The sequence below is a fragment of the Flavobacterium fryxellicola genome (genome assembly GCF_900143245.1).
GTDB lineage: Bacteria > Bacteroidota > Bacteroidia > Flavobacteriales > Flavobacteriaceae > Flavobacterium > Flavobacterium fryxellicola.
The window spans coordinates 90186-109200 of record NZ_FRDK01000004.1 but is presented as its reverse complement, the minus strand read 5'-3'; the positions used below and the strand labels follow the sequence as shown (position 1 = coordinate 109200).

The window sequence follows — 19015 nt, the reverse complement described above, 5'->3', positions numbered from 1 at the left end:
TTATAGCGCAATGAAAATGAAATTTAATTATAAAAACAGTTTGGAATACCTTTATTCTACCGTTTCATTAATCCTTATATTTTGTCTATTAAGCTTGATTGAAATTTTCAAAAATTTCGAAATACAGTTATTCCTGTACAAATTATTGGATGATTTTTTTACAGGAATACTTATTGGTTTATTATTTTTCCCGCTTTATGCAGTATTAAAATATGTGAAAAATTCTTTAGGAATAATTGTTATCCGAATTCTATTTTCCATCATTGCCTTAATCCAACTTGGATTAATAGGATATAGTCTTACAACGCATATCAATCTTGGAGCTGATCTTCTAGGATATTCTTGGAGTGATATGTACACCACTGTTACTGCCTCTTTATCGCTATCTTTTCTGCTATTTTTGCCGTTTATTATTCTTCCTGTTGTTTATTTAGGATTAAACCGATTGTTACAACAACAGGGGCCTAAAGCCAACGCAAAAATTATACTTGTAGTCGTTTTATTATTTGGCAGTTTGAATTTTTTAGTCGCTAGCAACCAGAAACCTGTTACCAAGAATAAACTAAATTTCTTATTGAGTGACATTATAAGAGCTAAAAATGATCAAGCTTTTGCAAATGAAGGAAGCATGACTTTTAATAAAGAATTTCCATTAGAACAAGCCTCAGAAAACACTAAAGATGTATTGGCTCCCTTTTTTACTATTAGTAAGGACAATCCGAATATTGTATTCATCATTGTGGAAGGACTCGGCAGCGATTTTACTGATGAGGGCGATTATAAAGGCTTCACGCCTTACCTCGATTCTTTGACAGAGAAATCACTTTATTGGGAAAATTTTGTAAGTAATGCAGGACGTACCTTTGGCGCGCTACCTTCATTGATGGGCTCCTTGCCGTTTGGAGAAAATGGTTTCATGGAATTAAATCCGTTACCGAAACACAATTCGCTAATCAGTTTTCTAAAATCAAATGGATATGCTACTAGTTATTATTGTGGCGATGAATCTACATTTGATAGAAAAAGTGCTTTTTTAGAATACAATGGTATCGATAAAATTATAGACATCAATAAATTTGGCCCAGGATATATTAAGACTAAAGCAAATTCGGGTGGCTTTTCTTGGGGATATCCAGATGCTGAAATATACCGCAAAACACTATCCGAATTAAAAGACAACAAACAACCTAGATTGGATATTATAATGACGCTAACCAATCACGAACCTTTTGATTTCCCATCAAAAAAAGTATATTTGGAAAAAGTCGAACGCATTCTAAAAACCAAATCCTATTTTGAAAAAAATAAACTAAAGGAATACAAAGACATTTTTGCATGTCTTCTTTACACGGATAGTTCCATCAAAACCTTCATGGAAACGTATGCTAAAAGACCGGATTATGCAAATACCATTTTCATAATAACTGGAGATCACCGCTTAATTCCCGTTCCTCAAAAAGATAATTTATCTCGTTTTCACGTTCCGTTTTACATGTACAGTCCCATGCTGAAGAAAACAGCAAAATTTAAATCCATTTCTTCTCATTCTGATGTTACACCAAGTTTAGTCTCTTTTCTAACGAACAATTACAAATTCAATAAACCGGAAAAAACGACTTGGATCAGTACAGGACTAGACACTGTAAGAGAATTTAGAAATATCCACAACATTGCGTTGATGCGATACAAAGGAAGTATTAGTGATTATATTTATAAAGACTATTTTTATTCTGATGGAGCGTTGTTTAAAATTGATGAAAATTTCAATGTTAGCGAAACAGATAACGATATGACCGAAAAAGTAAGCAGTTCATTTAATGATTTTAAAAAACTAAATTCATACTTAACAAAAAAGAACAAAATTACCAAAATTGCTTCCAGCTTTAAGAAACCAACGTATGAATTTACAACAGAGGAGCTATCGATCATTAAAAAACTAACTAAAGGATTGGATCCTGACCATATATTCTTTTTGGCTCGAGATTTAGCTTTCAAAAAAGAACGTGAAAAAGCACGACTATTATGCAATTATATTTTGAATGAACTTCCCAATTATGGAGACGTGCGAACGCTAAAAGGCCGAACCTTAGCTTGGGATGGCGATTATAAAAATGCTGAAATAGAATTACAAGAAGTTATACGCAGAACGCCTTATTATGGTGATTCCTACTTAGCACTAATGGATGTCTACTGGTGGTCTGGACAAGATAAAAAAGCAATTGACATTGGTAAAAAAGCATTAGGCAATCAAATAAACGATCCCGAATTAGGCTATAAATTGGCACAAGCTTATAAAAGAATGAATAATTTTAAAGAATCAAACAAGACTATTGACAGTCTTACCGCAAGAAGTCCTGAAAATAAAGAATACTCCAATTTTAAAAAATCCCTAAAAAAATGATTCCAAAAATAATTATAAAACTGACTTTTTTAATGGCGTTGTTGGGCTTCTTACAAATGCAAGGACAACAAAAAGCCTATAATGGAAACCCCGATACTTCCTTTGAAACAGCGCGCAACTTAGCGTTCAACCAGCAACGAAAACAAGCGCAAGATACCTTACTACATATCTTGACTAAATATCCTGATTATCATGATATTCGTTTATTTTTGGGAACAACTTATTCTTGGGATGGAGACTATAAAAAAGCAAGAAAAGTATTTGCGAGTATTTTAGAGAAAGATTTACAGCACAAAGACACTTGGATTGCAGCAATTAAAAACGAATCATGGAGTGATTCATACTATGAAGCGCTAGAAATGGCTAATAAGGCGCTAAAAATATTTCCAAATGATTTAGAAATTGTTTTATTGAAGGCAACTGCTCTTACTAATACAAACAACGCGGTAGAGGCTCGAAATACTGTTAAAACGTATATTGCGCAAAATCCGGATGATAAAAAATCAAAAGAGTTTCTGAGCGATTTAAACAGCACCCTGCGAACTAACGATATAGGCTTGCGAGCTGCGGTAGATCTTTACTCAAAAACCTTTGACCCAATGCAATATTATACATTGAGTTATGCTAAGCAAACAAAATATGGCAGCATTATTGGAAAATATAATTTCAACCGCCGTTTTAATGAGAATGGTTCTCAAATAGAATTTGATTTATATCCTAAAATTGCAAAAGGCCTATATGCATACGTAAATGTAGGTTTTGCCAATACCTTCCTTTTTCCCGATTTAAGATATGGTGGGGAACTATACAAATCCCTGCCCCATAGTTTAGAAGTTTCGGCTGGTTTTAGAACTTTAAAATACAGTGCAACAACTACAATTTACACCGGTTCTATTGGCTGGTACACGGGAAACAGTTTTTGGTCTTTGCGCCCTAATTTTACTCCAGGTGATGGAGGGACCAGTACATCAGCAGCTTTGAATTATAGAAAATACCGCAGCAATGCCGAAAACTATTTGAGTTTTTTATTCAGTATGGGAGTGTCTCCTGAAGCCAATCAATTTATATTTGATGCTAACGATGCCGCCATTATTAACCTAAAAACACAGCGCTTTAATGCGGGCTACTTTTTTACCACTGATAAAAACAAAGAAGCTTGGGGTGCACAATTTGACATAGCACATCAAGAAATAGCTTTTGACCCTGGCAATTATTTTTGGATTTATTCGCTAACCGTTTCATGGAATTTAAAGTTCAAATAAAAGAGACAACGCTTTTTCAGTACAATTTTAATCTTGTAAAATTCTTCTTTCACTCCATGAAAGAAGAATTTTTGTTGCTTATTAAAACATAATTTGGAGTTAATGTTTAAAAAAAATGTACCGTTTCCCACTTAACTACAAAAAAACTAAACTACTTAGTTCCTTTCAAAAGTATCGGGATTTGTTAAAATGAATTCCAAAAAACTACATCTTATTTAATCTATTCCGGTCTTTTTTTAGAACATGTCTTTTGAAGGATTTAAATGTTATACGTCGAAAATATTTTTTTTAGCTTTATTTTATATGTAATATTAACTTATAAAACACTGCTAATCATGGCCTTATTCATCAAATACCTAGAAAATTACATAATCCCATTTATGGTGCTATTGACCGTATTTCTAGCGCTTATTTTGTTGTTGAAAAGAATACGCTATGAGCGCAATAAACCCCTTAAAGAATCAATAAGCAATAAGGCGGAGACGTTTTTGACGGAGATGATTCTCTCCAAACCGAATAGTGAAAAATTCAGAACAAAATTATCTCTTTTTAAAAAAGAGATTCCACTTCATAAATCCTGGTGTAAGGAAATGATCATTAACGACATGATTCGTTTTAAGAGAAGTTTGAAGGGAAAGGTATCCAAGCAAATCACAATTTTTTACCAAGGTTTACATCTTGATAAATATTCTGAAGGATTAATTCGCGATTTTAGAAGTTTTTATAAATGTGAAGGATTTTTTCACTACCAAGCTTTAGAATATAAAAAAGGGCGTTCGTTAATCAAAACGTATTTGAAACACCCCAATATTGTAATTCAATCAAATGCTAACATGGCTTATATCTCCTTGTCTGAAAATCACATGGAAAGTTTTCTGGAATTATCAGCAGGAATTTCGCAATTGAATATGATAAAAATTATGGACATATTGCATGAAAAAAAAATTCCAATTCCTAAAAACATTGACCAGTGGCTTAAGACAACTAACGCTTCAGTTATAAATTTAGGACTTAAAATAATGGTTTTTTACAATTATAGAAGCAGCGCCAAAGAAATTATTGAATTGATTCAAATAGAGGACAATAGCATAAAAAAAGAAGCTATTATTGCCATACGAGAACTCTTTTTGATTGAAGCCAAAGAGGATTTAGTACGGATTTTTGACCAAGTAACACCTGAGCTCAAAATAGAAATAATAGAAACATTAAAGGTAATCGGCGATGAAAGTATACTCTCTTTTCTAGAAAATATAATATGCTATGAAACCAATAAAGACCTAAAATTAAAAGCAGTTGACTGTTTAAACGAAATAGATAAAACAGGGCTAGATGTTCTAGCTACTCAAGATTATGACACCTCAAAAATGACAAAACATGTAAGAGCAATCTATATCTAATGATAAATAACTTTACCCATCAAATTATTTACTACTACGAAATTTTCATTTCGCTTTTTTCGCTAACTTATATTTTAATTTACATCGTCTTATCAATTCTCTCCTATTTTGCGATACTGAAACATCTCAGATATCAAAAATACATTTCGGAAAATATATTAATACGATCAAATCACCTACTGGGAGTTTCAGTTGTAGCACCTGCTTTTAATGAAGGTGTCAGTATTGTCTATAATGTAAAGTCTTTGTTGTCATTAACCTATCCTAAGTACGAAATTATTATTGTCAATGATGGTAGTACAGATGATACTTTAACCAAATTGATAACCGAATTTGAACTTGTTAAAGTTGATTTTTATTACCAAGAAAGAATCGTGACTATGCCAGTTCGAGGACATTATAAATCGACCAACCCCATATATTCAAAGTTGATGGTGATGGATAAAGTGAACGGAAAAAGTAAAGCAGACGGTTCTAATGCAGGAATCAATTCATCGCAATATCCCTTATTTTTATGCACGGATGTAGATTGCATTTTGAAAACTGATACCCTCTTAAAATTAGCGAAGCCTTTTATGGAAAATGAAACACGGGTAATCGCAACAGGTGCTGGAATTAGAATTTCAAATTCTTGCGAGGTGAAAGAAGGCTTTTTGCATCAGGTACATTTTCCTAAGGACTGGTATCCTAGATTTCAGGAATTAGAGTATGTACGATCCTTCCTTTTTGGGAGGATGGCTTGGAGTCAAATCAATGGATTGTTATTAGTCTCAGGTGGTCTGGGAATGTTCGATAAAGAAATAGCGATAAAAGTTGGCGGTTACTGGCATAAATCATTAGGAGAAGATATGGAACTTATCACCCGGATGCGAAAACACATGCATGAAAAAAAAGAACCTTTTTTAATCAAATACATTCCAGAATCCTTGTGTTGGACCGAAGTTCCTGAGACTAGAAAAGTACTACTCAGACAACGGACTCGCTGGGCAAGAGGACTGATACAAACCCTGTACTTGCACCGAAAAATGTTTTTAAATCCCAAATATGGAAAAACAGCTTTTTTAATTTTGCCCTTCTTTTTTGTGTTCGAACTCTTAGTTCCTATCATAGAATTTCTGGGAATTATTGCGCTACTTATTGGTTTTTTAAACAATTCAGTAAATGTTGAATATCTTGTTTCAGTAGCGTTGTTTGTCTATCTTTTTTATTTATTGATTACGCTGATTTCTATTTTTATAGACGACTTATTGTATAAAAGTTATGCCAATTATAAAGAATTAGCAATCTTCATTTTTATGGCTATAATAGAGCCCTTTGTTTACCATCCATTAAATGTATATGCCTCATTGAAGGGATATTGGTTGTTTATCAGACAAACAGAACAAAAGTGGGGCGTCATGGTTCGAAAAGGATTTGTAACCACCCAAAAAGTAACATCATGATCCCAAACAAAATTCTAAGAACCGCCAGCTTCATACTAATTTTAGTATTTATGTCCCACCAAAATTTATCCGCACAAAAAATTGATTCGGATAGTTTGCTCACGGTCATTGTAAAGGACATGCAAACAACTAAGAATTATGAAAAAAACATCCAAAGAGCATTGTTAGGAATAAAAATTGCTCCTACTTATGTAGATTATTATTTGCTTCTGGGACGTAATTATGATTTAGTAAAAAAGAATGACAGCGCGCGGTTTTATTATAAATATTACATTGGCAAAAGTCCAGCCAATGATGACGCCTTAAATTATTTAATAAACCTTGAATTGGAAACTAAAAATTACAAAGAAGCTGAAAGTATCATTGACAAAGCAATCGAATTACATCCAGAAAGTAAAAATTTTGAACAAAAAAAATTAACGGTCTTACAATTGCAAAAAGAGCAAAAAAGAGAGTATGAATATTTAAAAAAATTACAATTAAAAAACCCAAATGACGATGCTGTAAGGCAACTTATTTTTCAAATGGAGTCAAAGTTAAAATCAGACCGAATGGGCTCAACTTACAGCTACACCACTTTTGACAGGAAAGGATATGGCCCATGGCATTTATTAGGTTTTCAATATATAAGAGAGCGTCAGTGGGGATCATTGACCGGTCATATCAATTATGCAGATCGCTTATCCTCTGGACAAAGTATTGCAAATGGCATTCAATATGAATTAGAATCTTATCTTTTTACTGGCAAAAACAACTACTCCTATTTGGGTGCAGCTTACAGCAACGATCTTGTTTTTCCCAAATTTAGACTTGGATATTCCTTTTATCAGAATTTTAAAAAAGGTTGGGAAGGCGATTTGGGCATTCGCTATTTAAAAACCCAAGATAATGACTTCACAACGGTTGTTCTTGGGGCGGGAAAATACATTGGCTCGTATTGGATTAATCTGAGAACTTTTATTCAAAGCGAGAACAATAATTTCTATCCCACAGTCAGTCTAAACATTAGGTATTACTTTGAAACTCGGTTTGATTATGTAACTTTGACTTCTGGTTATGGTTCCTCTCCAGAAGAGAGAACCACTCTGGGACTTTTCAAAGAAAGAATCTCGCTTGATTCATATCGAATGGGTGCAGGATATTACAAAATGTTCTACAAACACTACATAGCGGGCCTTCAAGCTACTTACAACAAGCAGGAATATGTTCGAAACTTAACCCAAAATGAATTGGAATTATCGCTAATGTTGCAATATAAATTCTAAAAATATGTTTATCATACGTCTGAACTTAATTTATACGCTATTTTTTATAGTTCTTTTTAACTCGCAAGCTATGGCTCAATCTAATATCATAATTGAGAATGAAACAGGGAATGAAAATACGATTATCATTCACGACGAAATTGCCAAACCTGCTGCGGAAATTTTAAAAACTTACTTAGATAAAAGTTTTACAAATCCATTTTTAGTACAAACAAATGATGAACCTAAAAAAATGGCCTCCTCCATTTACCTTGTTATTTCAAAGTTAAAAAATAAAAAAGACCAAAATAGTTTCCGCATCAAAAGTGATGAAAAGGATATTTATTTGATTGCACCCAACGAAAAACTTCTTCGTTATGCCATTTATACTTTACTTGAAAATTGGGGATTTAGAAAATTCACTGCACAAGACCTATATTTCCCAAAATTAAAAAAAGTTGTTTTTCCGAAAAATACAGATAAAACACACCATCCTTCTTTTGAATACCGAGTCCTATTTTATCCAGATGCCTTTGATGAAGATTTCAGGGATTGGCATAAATTAGACTGGCATCTAAATGATTTTAGTATCTGGGGACATTCATTTCAGACCTTGTTACCTGCAAAAGAATTTTTTAAAACAAATCCTGAATTTTTTGCCTTTTACGAAGGAAAGCGAAGACCAGAATCGCTTTGTATGACCAGTGAACTTGTAGTTGAAAAGGTCATAAAAAAAATTTCTCAAATTAGTGCTGAAAATCCCAATGCATCATTTATATCGGTAAGTCAAAATGACGATGCCGTTTACTGTGAGTGCGAACAATGCAAATCATTAAATGAAAAACACGGCGGACCACAAGGTTCTCTATACTTTTTTCTCAACAAAATTGCCAAACATTTTCCTAAAACAAAAATAGCCACTCTGGCATACCAACATACTTATAAAGCCCCAATAAATTTAAAAATTCGACCTAATATTCATACCTTATTTTGTCCAATTGAATTGAATAGAGGAAAATCAATAGCAGCCGATCTTGAGAACAAACCTTTTATCAACATATTGCACACGTGGGGAAAAACTACTTCTAATTTGTACCTATGGGATTATACGGTTCAGTTTTCAAACTACTTATCTCCATTTCCAAACATTCATACTTTTTCGGATAACTATAAACTTTTCAAACAAAATAATGTGAAAGGACTATTTGTCCAAGGTTATGCAGATGTTCCCGGAGATTTTTCGGAATTGAGACAGTATCTTTTAGCTAAATTATTGTGGAACACCGAAATAGATTTGGAAGACACTACAGATGATTTCTTAAGAGGATTCTATGGTAATGCCTCCTCTGCGGTCAAAGAATATCTCAATTTGCTAACTAAAAATCAAGAAAATTCAAATCGCCCTTTAGACATTTACTCTGGTCCAATTCAAAACAGAAATACATTTTTATCACCAAAAGCGATCGACCAATATGACCAATTACTGAATGAAGCGGCGATGTCAGTACGTGAAGATCCTGTTCTACACTCCAGAATAAATAAATTAAGACTCACGCTAGAATATGTGTTTTTTGAACAGTCTAAGTTTTATGGCACTGATAAACACGGAATGTTCGTGATCACCACTGAAGGAAAAAAAGAAGTTAAAGCAGGACTTACTGAAAGAGTACTCCAATTTGCAGAAGCCTGCAACGCATTGGGAATTTATGAACTGAGCGAGGAGGGATTATCGCCCAATAAATATTATGAAAACTGGCTGGAAATTACTAAAAATACAGCCACACACCTTGGAGAAAAACTAGAAGTTAATTTTATAACACCGCCAGCAATTGAATATTCTGCAAAAGGAAGCTCCTCACTAGTAGATGGAATTAAAGGGCATACGGACTACAATATCAATTGGACTGGATGGTATGGAAACAATCCTGAAATAGAATTGATAACCAACAGATTAGATTTTAATCGCATTCAGCTTCACTTTTTGGATAACCAACGGAATTGGATTTTTCTTCCAAAAAAAATCACCCTATTTGGATACAAAAACAAAAAATGGAATCTGATAACTGAAAAAAAAATCGTAAATTTAGTAGAAACTTATGAAGTAAAAACTAGCGAAATAGAGCTAACAGATACAAGCTTCCATTCTTTTGACAAAATTAAATTAGTCATACACAACCAAGATGATTTACCTGTTTGGCGAAAGCGAAAAAATAAAAAACCAATGGTAATGATTGACGAAATTGAGCTTTATAACAAATGAAATATCTCAAGATGAATAGCGACAAAAAAATACTGATCATTGAAGATGATGAACTAATGATCAAAATACTTCTGTTCATTTTAAGTAAGGAAGGGTATCAGCTGACCATCTTAAAAGACGGACTGAGCGCTATTGAGCAATTGCATGCCATAAATCCAGACATGGTGATCACTGATTTGCTATTGCCTTATAAATCTGGCTTGGAGGTAATCCGTTTTGTCAGAAGTCATTTTGATAAAAAAGCTATAATTGCGTTATCCAGTTTAGGCGAAGAAAAAAATTCTGTTAGTGAAGCATTTAAACTAGGTGCTGATGATTTTATTGCAAAACCGTTTAATCCAAATGAGTTAGTGTTGCGAGTAAAGCGATTATTAAATAATTAGCTTCCTAAAAAAGTTGAAAATAGAATCAAAAATGGTTTGAATCCACTTGGTTTTCCGCATTACTTTCAAAAAGACTATCTTTGCAAAAAATTTAAGCAAATGACTACTTTTGAGCAATTCAATCTTCCTAAATCCGTACAAAAAGCGATAGACGATCTAGGATTCACAACACCTACTCCTATTCAGGAAAAAACTTTTTCTGTGATTATGTCAGGAAGAGATATGATGGGAATCGCTCAAACGGGTACGGGTAAAACATTTGCTTACCTATTGCCATTGCTAAAGTTATACAAATTTACTCCGGGACATACTCCCAAAATAGTGATTCTGGTTCCTACACGGGAGCTCGTAGTTCAAGTCGTGGAAGAAGTAGAGAAATTGACAAAATACATGTCGGTGCGAACAATTGGAATTTTTGGAGGTGTTAATATCAATACCCAAAAGACAGCCGTTTACAAAGGCTGCGACATTCTTGTAGGTACTCCAGGAAGAATCATGGATTTAACATTGGATAATGTGATTCGTTTTGAAGAAATGCAAAAGCTAGTAATTGACGAGTTTGACGAAATGCTAAATTTAGGTTTCCGTACTCAGCTTACATCAATTTTGGCTATGATGCCTAAAAAACGTCAAAACATTCTTTTCTCGGCAACGATGACGGATGAAGTAGATGCTATTTTGAATGACTATTTTGATTATCCTCAAGAAGTGACACTTTCTGCCTCGGGAACACCATTAGAGAACATCAAGCAAACAGCCTATCAGGTTCCCAATTTTAATACCAAAATAAATCTTCTAAAACACCTGCTGCAAAACAACGAAGACATGAGTCGTGTTTTGGTATTTGTGAATAATAAGAAGATTTCAGATATGGTTCATGAACGCATCGAGGAAGATTTTGAGGGTCAATTTGGAGTAATCCACTCAAATAAATCTCAAAATTATCGTTTGAGCACGATGGCTTCGTTCCAAGAAGGAAACTTACGAGGTCTAATTACGACGGACATTATGGCAAGAGGTCTGGATATTTCGAATATTACCCATGTTGTTAACTTCGAAATGCCCGAATTACCTGAATTGTATATGCACCGAATAGGTAGAACAGGTCGTGCCGATGCCAAAGGAACCGCAGTAAGCATGATTGCCCCTCGTGAAGAGGAATATAAAGTAGAAATTGAAGTGTTGATGAATATGGAATTAGCCATCGAATCCTTTCCAGAAACAGTTGAAATTTCCTCAAAATTAATCGAACCTGAAAAAGACAGACAGCCGATTAAGTTTATGATGAAAAAACAGAAACTAGACGGAGATGGTGCTTTTCAGGAGAAAAGTAAAAAGAATAAGAAAGTCAACTTAGGTGGACCTGGGGTAACTAAGAAAAAAACACATGGTTCTGTAAATAGAAACATGCTAAAAACAAGAGATAAAAAGAGAAAAGACAAGAATAAATAGATATCAGTGTTACGTTTCTTAATCCTGATTTCTTTCTGACTATCGGGGATACAAAATAAAAACAAGAATACATATTAGAAAAGGGATGAAAAATGGAAATCATTTTTCATCCCTTTTTTCTTGAATTGATACGTTTTTAATTCTTTGTAAAAACCAAGCAAACCGGAGAACACAAAGCAATCTTTTTTCCACTATCTATAAGAACTCCTGTAGTTTTATTTCTTTTAAAAATTACGATATCATTTGTATATTGATGTGCTACCAAAAGAAAATTCCCAGTTGGATCAATTGCAAAATTTCTTGGTCCTTTTCCTAGAGTGCTGGTTTGGCCTTTCAATAGTAATTTTCCGCTTTTTAGAATTTTAAAAATTGTAATGTTATTGGCTTCACCACGATTAGAAGCATATAAAAACTTCCCATCAGGCGAAATATGAATATCTGCCGCGCTGAATTCTCCTTTGAAGTTTTGTGCTAAAATGGTCGTTTCATCAATCTTTTTTAGGTGTCCGTTTGCGTAACTAAAAATCGTTAAAGCTCCATCTAATTCGCGCAATAAATAAACGAATTTTCCATCTTTGCTGAAGGTTAAGTGTCTTGGACCACTGCCGGATTGTACTGAAACACTATCTTTCAGTTCAAGAACAGTTTGTTCAGCATTAGGATTATAGGCATAAGAATACACTTTGTCAGTACCCAAATCAGTAGCAAGCACAAATTTATAATCTGGAGAAAAATGGACCATGTGTGCATGCGCACTCTCTTCCCTTTGTGCGTTAATTCCTTTTCCGTAATGGGAAACTACTTGCTTTGCTTCTGCAAGACTACCATCATTATTTTTACCAAAAACGGAAATAGTCCCTCCAGAATAATTAGCAAGGATCACATTTTTGTCATCATTGATAATGTAACAAGGATCAGCTCCCTTTGAACTTTGCTTGTTGATTAATTCTAATTTTCCGCTTGCTGGATTGTAACTAAACGAACTTACTGTACTTTCAGCTCCAAATTCATTTACGGAATACACAAAATTATTATCTTTTGAAACCGATAAATAACTTGGATTTATCACGTTTTCAGTAGCATTTTTAAAACTGAAATCACCGGTTGTTGAATCAAATTCATACACATAAATTCCTTTACTGTCACAACTTTGGGTATAGGTTCCTATCAGTAAATTCAATTTATTTTTTTGTGCTTGAACATTCGAAAAAATAAAAAATAAAAGAACTATCGCAAACGGATTTTTCATGTTTGTAAATTTTATTTAAAAGCTAAAATACATATTATATTCATAATGAATGTCATTTGTTTCTTGCTCAGAAAAATTATAACAACTTCACTAAAAACTGTCTACAAATTTGTATTTTTGACTCAGAAAATTCAATGAACATCGTTGAAAAAAAAATCTAGTGAAGTAAACTTAATCACAGAATGCATTTTAAACATCCCGAAATTCTATACTTTCTGTTCGCGTTGATCGTACCAATAGTGGTTCATTTGTTTCAATTACGTCGTTTCAAAAAAGAAAATTTTACCAATGTTCGCTTCTTAAAAGCACTTTCTATTCAAACTAGAAAAAGCTCTAAAATTAAGAAATGGTTGCTTCTAACGTGCCGTTTATTATTGCTTTTTTGTATTATCAATGCTTTTGCACAACCTTTTTTTCCATCCAAAGACAATAAAAATGCCAATAATGAATTGTATATTATTCTGGATAATTCTTTTAGCATGCAAGCCAAAGGAAAAAAGGGGGAGCTACTAAAACGAGCGGTCCAAGAATTGCTGGAAGAAACCCCTGAAAACATAAATTTCTCTTTGCTTACCAATTCAGAAAATTATTGGAATACGGATATTAAATCGATTCGAGCTACTTTACAAAATCTAAAACACAGCGCCTCTACTTTTCAATTGGACAATATAATAGCAAAATTAAAAGCCCATAAAAGCCCTTATAAAAAGGATATTATAATCATTACTGACGGAATTGGACTTGATCAAGAACAATTGAAAAATGTAGCGTTAAAAGAGGTCCCTATTTTTATAATCCCAAAGGCAGAACAAAAAAATAACGTTTCCATTGACAGCGTTTTCATCGCTAAAACACTTGATGATTTTTATGAGATTAGTATTCAACTAAGTGGATATGGCGCAGATTTCGATCCCATTCCAGTTTCGTTATACAACAACAATACGCTTGTTGCAAAAACGACGGTACCATTAGACACATCCAAAAAACATATTAATTTCACCATTCCAAAACAAGCTTTTCATGGCTATGTTTCGATTATTGACAACGGCTTGACTTATGACAATACGTATTATTTTAGTATTTCAAAAATAAAAAAAACAAACGTTATCAGCATAGGTGAACCGGCAAAAAACAATTTCCTTTCTCGAATTTATACTGCTGAAGAATTCAATTTCAATACCTATACTTTAAGTGCCCTGGATTATAACAAGATAGAGGATCAAGATGCTATTGTATTGAATGAATTAGATGAAATCCCGCAAGCTTTAACAACCACTTTAAAATCTTTTGTAGAAAAAGGCGGGAATTTAATTCTGATTCCTTCGGCATTAGGCTCCCTCTCAAATTTGAATACTTTTGTATCCAATTTTGGGAACCTGAAATTTAATTCCGTAGAGAATACCGAAAAACAAATTACAAAAATCAACTTTAATCATCCCATTTACAATAGTGTTTTTGAGAAAAAAGTAGTTAATTTTCAATACCCAAAAACAAAAAAATCGTTTTCTTTAACGAGTTCAAATCCAGCTGTTTTATCCTATGAAGACCAAAGCATTTTTTTGACTTCAACCAACAACCCAATCGGTAAAGTAGCCGTCTTTGCAGCTCCGATTTCTCTTGAAAACTCAAATTTTCAACAATCCCCGCTTATTGTCCCTACTTTTTATAAAATGGCAATGTACAATCAAAACAATGGTATTGATGCTTTGAATATAGGGAATAATACCCCCCATTGGACTGAAGTATCCTTGGATAAAGACGCTATTTTGACGGTACAAGGTTCCGACGAAGAATTTATTCCGCTGCAACAAATCCTGACTAACAAAGTCAAAATGACTTTCAATGATTTCCCGGAACAGGCGGGAAATTTTAAAATCCTCCGTAAAAAAGAATGGATTGAAAACATAAGTTTTAATTATGGTAGAACCGAAAGTGATTTGGCTACAGCCAATCAAAGCATTTTTTCAGACTTTAAAACAACAGAATCCATACAATCGTTTTTTGATACACTACAATCTGATCGAACAGATAATCAAATCTGGAAATGGTTTGTTATCTTTGCACTGTTATTTCTCATTACAGAAATGGCAATTATAAGATTCGTAAAATAGTTAACGAAGTTCAAATAATTAAAATAAACCTATGAAATTTATCATCAGAAGCGCCAAAATTATCGATTCTAAAAGTCCTTTTCACAATAAGACTGTAGATATTTTAATTGTTGATGGTTTAATAACGAAAATAGGAACCGCCCTTTCAAATTCTGACAATGCCGAAGAGATAAAACTTGATAATTTACATGTCTCCCAAGGTTGGTTTGACTCTAGTGTTTGCCTGGGAGAACCGGGTTTTGAGGACCGAGAAACGATAGCAAATGGACTTACCGTGGCAGCTAAAAGTGGTTTTACAGCAATAGCTTTACAACCCAACTCCTTCCCCATTATTGACAATCAGTCTCAAGTAAATTTTGTATTAAATAAAGCATTAGGATTTGCAACGCAGCTCTATCCCATTGGCGCTTTAAGCAAAGAAAGTGCTGGAAAAGACATGGCCGAATTATACGATATGAAAAAATCAGGTGCCATCGCTTTTGGAGATTATAATAAAAGTCTCGACAATGCTAATTTACTAAAAATTGCATTACAATACGTTCAGGATTTTGATGGATTAATCGTGGCTTTTTCCCAAGACGAAAATATAAAAGGAAATGGAGTGGCAAATGAAGGTATTGTTTCTACTCGATTAGGATTAAAAGGAATTCCCAACCTTGCCGAAGAATTACAAATCGCAAGAAATTTATTCCTCTTAGAATACACTGGTGGGAAATTACATATACCTACAATTTCCACTAAAAAATCCGTTCAATTAATCAAAGAAGCAAAAGCCAATGGTCTACAGGTAACGTGTAGCGTCGCCGTGCATCATTTAGTCTTGACAGATGAAAAATTAGAAGGTTTTGACACCAGATACAAAGTTTCACCGCCACTTCGAACGGAAACGGATAGAAAAGCATTACTGGAAGCGATAAAAGATGGAACGATTGACATGATTACCTCCGATCATAATCCAATGGACATTGAGCATAAAAAAATGGAATTTGATGGAGCCAAAAATGGAACATTAGGACTAGAAAGTGCATTTGGTGCTTTAATGACCGTCTTGCCATTAGAAATTATAATTGATAAATTGACCACCGGAAAAACAACATTTGGCATTGAAATGCCAATTATAGAGGAAGGTTCAAAAGCAAATATGACCTTATTTAATCCAGAACCAAAAAGTATTTTTACAAAAAAAGCAATTCTTTCTAAATCTAAAAATTCTGCATTTTTAGGAACAGAAGTAAAAGGAAAAGTATATGGGATTGTAAATCAAGCAAAATTAATTTTAGTATAGAAAAATGAATAATAATAATAATAATTCAACTGAATCAGGAAAAACTGCTGCTATAACAAGTTATATTTTAGGAATTGGTGTTTTTATAGCCATGTCCATGAATTCAGAAGATAAAAATGCATTTGCGTCCTTCCACATTAGACAAGGACTCGGACTGACCTTAACATTTATATCCTTAGGACTCATCATCAGTAATTTTGATAGTTTACTGATTTCGGCACCCATGTGGATTTTTGTACTGGTTTTATGGTCTTATGGCATTACCAGCGCCATAAAAGGCGAAACAAAACCTATTCCCTTATTGGGCGCTTATTTTCAAAAATGGTTATCCAACATATCCTAAATTTTAATTTCAAAGAGCTTTACCCTCATCACTATTTTCAAACTTTGATAAGGACTCCTAAAACAATAAATAAAAATGAATTTATCTTTAGAATATAAAATACGTGAACCCAAAGTAAAATTAGATAAAAATCCACTTTTGCTTTTACTTCATGGATACGGCAGCAACGAAGCTGATTTATTTTCATTTGCAGCTGAGCTTCCTGATGAATATTATGTTATTTCAGCCCGCGCACCGTACGACATGCAATACGGCAGCTACGCTTGGTACGCAATCAATTTTGATGCAGACCAAAACAAGTTTTCCGACCACGATCAAGCTAAAGTTTCCAGAGATTTAATTGCCGGATTTATTGATGAATTGATTCAAACCTATCCAATTGATCCTGAAAAAGTAACTTTAATTGGCTTTAGTCAAGGATCGATTTTAAGTTATGCTGTGGCGCTCTCCTATCCAGAAAAGGTCCAAAAAGTAGTGGCTATGAGTGGCTATTTGAATTTAGAAATCGTTAGCGATGATTACCTTAAAAACACTTTTAACAATTTAAAAATATTTGCTTCACACGGTACTTCAGACCAAGTTATCCCTGTAGCTTGGGCCAGGAAAACACCCGCAATATTAGAGAATTTAGGAATTGACATAACGTACAAGGAGTATCCAATAGGCCATGGAGTGGCTCCGCAAAATTTTTATGATTTCAAAAATTGGCTTGTCGATCATACATAAATAATTTTCAATCGCAGTTTCACTAAGTGACCTACCTGTGATTGAAAATTAAAATAGCCAAGTAAAACCTGGTACAAAACCTCAGAAAGCAGAAAATCGCATCCTGAAGAGCCTGACGTAAAGGATTTCTTCTCGTTTAATCTAATGGCTAGTTTTGTTTCTGATATAACAAAGACTGATTTACTTCAAAAGAAAAACTTTCATCATCATTGACAAAGTATTTCAATAAAACTTCCCCCCAAATATCCCCATCACTAAAATCTGCGATAATCCATCTGTGATTCAACACTTTTACTTTATTGATGATAAATTTATTCGCACCTATTTGATCTTGTCCTGTAAAAGGATTTCCTTTTGGATTAGCGTTTAAATCCAATAATTTTTCAGTAACAGCAGGAATTAATTTCTCGTATTGAATCACCTTTTCTGAGCTTCCCGAATCAAAATAATTTTGAGCATTTTCATTTTTTTCCAAAGAAAAATAGTTAGCATCTGCCAATTTAGTGGTTAGTAAATTAATACTGTCCCGTAACTTAGTAGTCGTTTTTTTGTACCTTTCTTGTTCAAATTTGACCTCGCTACCCAAGAAAGAATAAGTAAACACAGCAAAAAGTACGGCAAGAATAGATAAATAGAGAAATAATGATTTTTTCATTTGGACTTGTATTATAGTGTAATTTCTAAATTATCATACGCTAGGAAAACATTTTTTGGAAGATTTTTTTGCACCTCTTCATGAAATCCCATAATATGACTAATATGCGTGAGATAAGCCTTTTCTGGCTGTACCAAAGTTATAAAATCTAATGCTTCTTTCAAATTGAAATGCATATCGTGTGGTTCCTCGCGTAAAGCATTTATAACCAATACTTTTAAATTTTTAAGCTTCAAAATTTCGCTCTCTTCAATCGTTTTGACATCTGTTAAATAGGCAAAATCGTCTATTCTGTAACCAAAAACTTGAAGGTTTCCATGCATTACATTCACGGGAATTGCTGTTTTGTTTCCAATGGAGAAGGGCTTATTGTTGATCACTTCAATGGTTTCTATCGACGGTGCTCCAGGATACTTATTCACGGTTTCAAAAACATACTCAAAGCGTCTTTTTAGATTATCAATGACTCTTTGATGCGCATAAATTGGTATTTCCCCTTGTTTAAAGTTAAAAGGCCGTATATCATCAATTCCTGCCGTGTGATCTGAATGTTCATGGGTGAATAAAATCCCATCAACCTTCTGGCAATGTGAAGAAAGCATTTGTTGTCTAAAATCAGGTCCGCAATCGATTACATAAGAATAATTACCCCACGAAATCCAAACAGAAACACGGAGTCTTTTGTCTTTACTATCAGTGCTTTTACATACAGGATGATTGCTCCCAATAACAGGAATCCCTTGTGACGTACCAGTTCCTAAAAAATATACCTTCAACTTTCTTGATTTTATTTACAAAAATAGGG

Annotated in this window: 15 protein-coding genes; 12 read left to right on the top strand and 3 right to left on the bottom strand. The window is 33.6% G+C overall.

Translation table 11 applies throughout. From position 1 onward, the window contains the following. The first annotated feature begins 10 nt into the window (after positions 1-10). The 8 genes from BUA03_RS08310 to BUA03_RS08275 all read left to right on the top strand — a co-directional run bounded on the left by BUA03_RS08310 (position 11) and on the right by BUA03_RS08275 (position 11841). Positions 11-2401, top strand: a complete 2391-nt coding sequence (locus BUA03_RS08310; protein WP_066081665.1) for a sulfatase-like hydrolase/transferase — start codon at positions 11-13, stop codon at positions 2399-2401. Then, positions 2398-3663, top strand: a complete 1266-nt coding sequence (locus BUA03_RS08305; RefSeq protein WP_066081667.1) for a YaiO family outer membrane beta-barrel protein — start codon at positions 2398-2400, stop codon at positions 3661-3663. Before BUA03_RS08310 ends, BUA03_RS08305 begins: the two co-directional genes overlap by 4 nt. 335 nt (positions 3664-3998) lie before the next feature. Further along, positions 3999-5060, top strand: a complete 1062-nt coding sequence (locus BUA03_RS08300) for a HEAT repeat domain-containing protein (RefSeq protein ID WP_139255635.1) — start codon at positions 3999-4001, stop codon at positions 5058-5060. Next, positions 5060-6502 (top strand): glycosyltransferase family 2 protein, encoded by a 1443-nt coding sequence (locus BUA03_RS08295; RefSeq protein WP_066081671.1) that lies wholly within the window; start codon positions 5060-5062, stop codon positions 6500-6502. Before BUA03_RS08300 ends, BUA03_RS08295 begins: the two co-directional genes overlap by 1 nt. Next, complete coding sequence (locus BUA03_RS08290) at positions 6499-7767, top strand: YaiO family outer membrane beta-barrel protein (protein WP_066081673.1); 1269 nt, start codon at positions 6499-6501, stop codon at positions 7765-7767. Before BUA03_RS08295 ends, BUA03_RS08290 begins: the two co-directional genes overlap by 4 nt. Positions 7768-7771: 4 nt before the next feature. Continuing rightward, entirely contained in the window at positions 7772-10006 is a 2235-nt protein-coding gene (locus tag BUA03_RS08285) for a DUF4838 domain-containing protein (RefSeq protein WP_139255634.1), read from the top strand. An 11-nt stretch (positions 10007-10017) separates the two neighbouring features. Next, positions 10018-10389 carry a response regulator transcription factor gene (locus BUA03_RS08280; RefSeq protein ID WP_066081677.1) on the top strand — a complete coding sequence of 124 codons (372 nt, stop codon included), beginning with the start codon at positions 10018-10020 and terminating at the stop codon, positions 10387-10389. 99 nt (positions 10390-10488) lie between these two features. Beyond that, positions 10489-11841, top strand: a complete 1353-nt coding sequence (locus BUA03_RS08275; protein WP_066081679.1) for a DEAD/DEAH box helicase — start codon at positions 10489-10491, stop codon at positions 11839-11841. A gap of 136 nt (positions 11842-11977) precedes the next feature. On the opposite strand, the gene BUA03_RS08270 is transcribed toward BUA03_RS08275, so the two are convergent. Next, entirely contained in the window at positions 11978-13090 is a 1113-nt protein-coding gene (locus BUA03_RS08270; protein WP_066081682.1) for a lactonase family protein, read from the bottom strand. Between the two features lie 182 nt (positions 13091-13272). Here BUA03_RS08270 and BUA03_RS08265 point away from each other — a divergent pair, with 182 nt between their 5' ends. The 4 genes from BUA03_RS08265 to BUA03_RS08250 all read left to right on the top strand — a co-directional run bounded on the left by BUA03_RS08265 (position 13273) and on the right by BUA03_RS08250 (position 17555). Next, entirely contained in the window at positions 13273-15201 is a 1929-nt protein-coding gene (locus BUA03_RS08265) for a vWA domain-containing protein (protein WP_066081684.1), read from the top strand. Positions 15202-15232: 31 nt separating this feature from the next. Continuing rightward, complete coding sequence (locus BUA03_RS08260; RefSeq protein WP_066081686.1) at positions 15233-16486, top strand: dihydroorotase; 1254 nt, start codon at positions 15233-15235, stop codon at positions 16484-16486. Between the two features lie 4 nt (positions 16487-16490). Next, positions 16491-16829 (top strand): hypothetical protein, encoded by a 339-nt coding sequence (locus BUA03_RS08255; RefSeq protein WP_066081688.1) that lies wholly within the window; start codon positions 16491-16493, stop codon positions 16827-16829. A gap of 75 nt (positions 16830-16904) precedes the next feature. After that, positions 16905-17555 carry an alpha/beta hydrolase gene (locus BUA03_RS08250; protein ID WP_066081690.1) on the top strand — a complete coding sequence of 217 codons (651 nt, stop codon included), beginning with the start codon at positions 16905-16907 and terminating at the stop codon, positions 17553-17555. A gap of 148 nt (positions 17556-17703) precedes the next feature. Here BUA03_RS08250 and BUA03_RS08245 read toward each other — a convergent pair whose 3' ends face one another. After that, entirely contained in the window at positions 17704-18210 is a 507-nt protein-coding gene (locus tag BUA03_RS08245; RefSeq protein WP_066077677.1) for a hypothetical protein, read from the bottom strand. A gap of 11 nt (positions 18211-18221) precedes the next feature. Then, positions 18222-18986, bottom strand: a complete 765-nt coding sequence (locus BUA03_RS08240; RefSeq protein ID WP_066077675.1) for an MBL fold metallo-hydrolase — start codon at positions 18984-18986, stop codon at positions 18222-18224. Positions 18987-19015 lie beyond the last annotated feature (29 nt).